4 protein-coding genes are annotated in these 2,341 nt (G+C 51.7%); 3 read left to right on the top strand and 1 reads right to left on the bottom strand.

Annotation, left to right across the window (positions count from 1 at the left end):
* Positions 1–236 precede the first annotated feature (236 nt).
* Positions 237–425, top strand: coding sequence for a Rop family plasmid primer RNA-binding protein (locus NA197_RS23305; RefSeq protein WP_000165998.1), 189 nt, complete (start codon positions 237–239; stop codon positions 423–425).
* A 47-nt stretch (positions 426–472) separates the two neighbouring features.
* Here NA197_RS23305 and NA197_RS23300 read toward each other — a convergent pair whose 3' ends face one another.
* Positions 473–739: a hypothetical protein gene (locus NA197_RS23300; RefSeq protein WP_371062137.1), complete on the bottom strand. Its 267-nt coding sequence runs from the start codon at positions 737–739 to the stop codon at positions 473–475.
* A gap of 677 nt (positions 740–1,416) precedes the next feature.
* Here NA197_RS23300 and NA197_RS23295 point away from each other — a divergent pair.
* Positions 1,417–1,548: a hypothetical protein gene (locus NA197_RS23295; protein ID WP_023224512.1), complete on the top strand. Its 132-nt coding sequence runs from the start codon at positions 1,417–1,419 to the stop codon at positions 1,546–1,548.
* Between the two features lie 383 nt (positions 1,549–1,931).
* Complete coding sequence (locus NA197_RS23290; RefSeq protein ID WP_000718044.1) at positions 1,932–2,249, top strand: hypothetical protein; 318 nt, start codon at positions 1,932–1,934, stop codon at positions 2,247–2,249.
* The last annotated feature ends 92 nt before the right edge of the window (positions 2,250–2,341 follow it).

The following is a 2,341-nucleotide window of genomic DNA, read 5'->3' as shown; positions in this document are numbered from 1 at the left end:
TGCGGGGCTTTTTTTGTACCTGCCAATCAGCTGGATTTACCATAACATCCGTTGCCCGCACCGCCTCAGGCGCCCTCAGGGCGTTTCTGAGGACTCCGGCCTGAAACATACACCTTTCTGTGCCCATATCGAGAAAAAACGCCCCTGATGATTTCTGCGTACCTGCATGGCTATGCACTCAAGTGAATGAAGTAAGATTTCAGTCTGCGATCACCATAAAACCGGGAAAAAGCCGTATGACAAAACAGGAATCAGCCGCACTGAACATGGCAAAATTTATCCGGGCGCAGTCGCTGCTGCTGCTCGAAAAACTCGACGTGCTCGATCTTGATGACGAGGCAGCCGACTGTGAGCGAATGCACGAACAGGCAGAAGCGCTTTATCAGAAGCTGAGCGCACGCTTCGGTATACAGGACGGCGAATAAAGAGACGAAAAGAACGCTCACTTAGACGAAAAGCGTATCCAGGGCAACTATGTATATCCACCGTGTACATAGTCATGCCTGACGCTTTCGAGCAGGTCGAGCATGTAGGAACGACGAGCTTGATTGGTATCGGACACAATATGGCGATACGCCTCAAACATAACAGCACCCGCATCACCGCCCGAACGGCGAAGCATAGCGGAAATCATCCGCACAAAGAGCAGACGTTCATCGGGGCAAAGGTTCATAAGTTCTCCTAGTGAAAAACCAAACATGAAGCACCCATCTATTAACGTCAGCTGTGAACGCTTCATTACGCTTCATTAAAATAGGTAAACCCGGGAAAAAGATCCAAACGTTAACATCACAGGTAAACAGAAACGTCGGGTCGATCGGGAAATTCTTTCCCGGACGGCGCGGGGTTGGGCAAGCCGCAGGCGCGTCAGTGCTTTTAGCGGGTGTCGGGGCGCAGCCCTGAACCAGTCACGTAGCGCTAGCGGAGTGTATACTGGCTTACTATGTAGGCACGGGTGCGGGAATCAGTGAAGTGCTTCATGTGGCAGGAGGAAAATGCAGCAGCAGAGCGTAAGCGGAATATATGAGACAGGAGATATTCCGCTTCCTCGCTCACTGACTCGCTGCGCTCGGTCGTTCGGCTGCGGCGAGCGGTGCGGGCTTACGAATGGGGCGGAAATTTCCTGGGAGATGCCAGGAAGAAACTTAACAGGGAAACGATAAGGCCGCGGCGAAGCCGTTTTTCCATAGGCTCCGCCCCCCTGACAAGCATCACGAAATCTGACGCTCAAATCAGTGGTGGCGAAACCCGACAGGACTATAAAGATACCAGGCGTTTCCCCCTGGTGGCTCCCTCGTGCGCTCTCCTGTTCCTGCCTTTCGGTGTACCGGTGTCATTCCGCTGTTATGGCCGCGGTTTCTCATTCCACGCCTGACACTCGGTTCCGGGAAGGCAGTTCGCTCCAAGCTGGACTGTATGCACGAACCCCCCGTTCAGTCCGACTGCTGCGCCTTATCCGGTAACTATCGTCTTGAGTCCAACCCGGAAAGACACGACAAAGCGCCACTGGCAGCAGCCACTGGTAACAGGATTAGCAGAGCGAGTTAATGTAGATGGTGCTATAGAGTTCTTGAAGTGGTGGCCTAACTACGGCTACACTGGAAGGACAGTATTTGGTATCTGCGCTCTGCTGAAGCCAGTTACCAGGTTAAGCAGTTCCCCAACTGACTTAACCTTCGAAAAACCACCTCCCCAGGTGGTTTTTTCGTTTTCAGAGCAAGAGATTACGCGTAGAAAAAAAGGAACTCAAGAAGATCCTTTCTATGCTCAACCACCGCATGGCCCATAGCCGCGCTGGCCGTTGCCGGTCAGCTCCAGAATCCTCGACCAATATGGAACCTTGCCCCTCCCAAAATTCAACTAAAAAACCCTCATTTCCTGCCGATAAAATGGGTATCTCTTAACTATGCCTAAATAAAATAAGGATAATTTTGAAAAAAATATTCATCCTATCGGCAGCGCTGATCATGGCAGGATGCGCAACAAAGCAATATCCACAGGCCGCGAACGTCACCGGTCCAGAATCTTCCGCAATGGATTGCAAAGCGGTAGCTCTGGAAATCGCAAAAACGCGCAGTGTACAACAAGAAATTGAGGCAACCGGCGAATTTGACGGGCGCACCGTATTAGGTTTCCTGGGTGATTTTGGGATAGGAAATGGCATGGCAAAAGGCGAAGCCCGCAAAAAAGCAGCTAACCGGCTAAATCAGCTGGAAGCCCTGAAGGCTGCAAAGTGTGCAGTTCAATAAGGTACAAAAAAGCCCTGCGGGGCTTTTTTTGTACCTGCCAATCAGCTGGATTTACCATAACATCCGTTGCCCGCACCGCCTCAGGCGCCCTC

The organism is Salmonella sp. NW884, assembly GCF_051700745.1.
GTDB classification, from domain to species: Bacteria; Pseudomonadota; Gammaproteobacteria; order Enterobacterales; family Enterobacteriaceae; genus Salmonella; species Salmonella enterica.
Note: the sequence above shows the minus strand (reverse complement) of the source record. Positions and strands in the feature narration are given on the sequence as shown.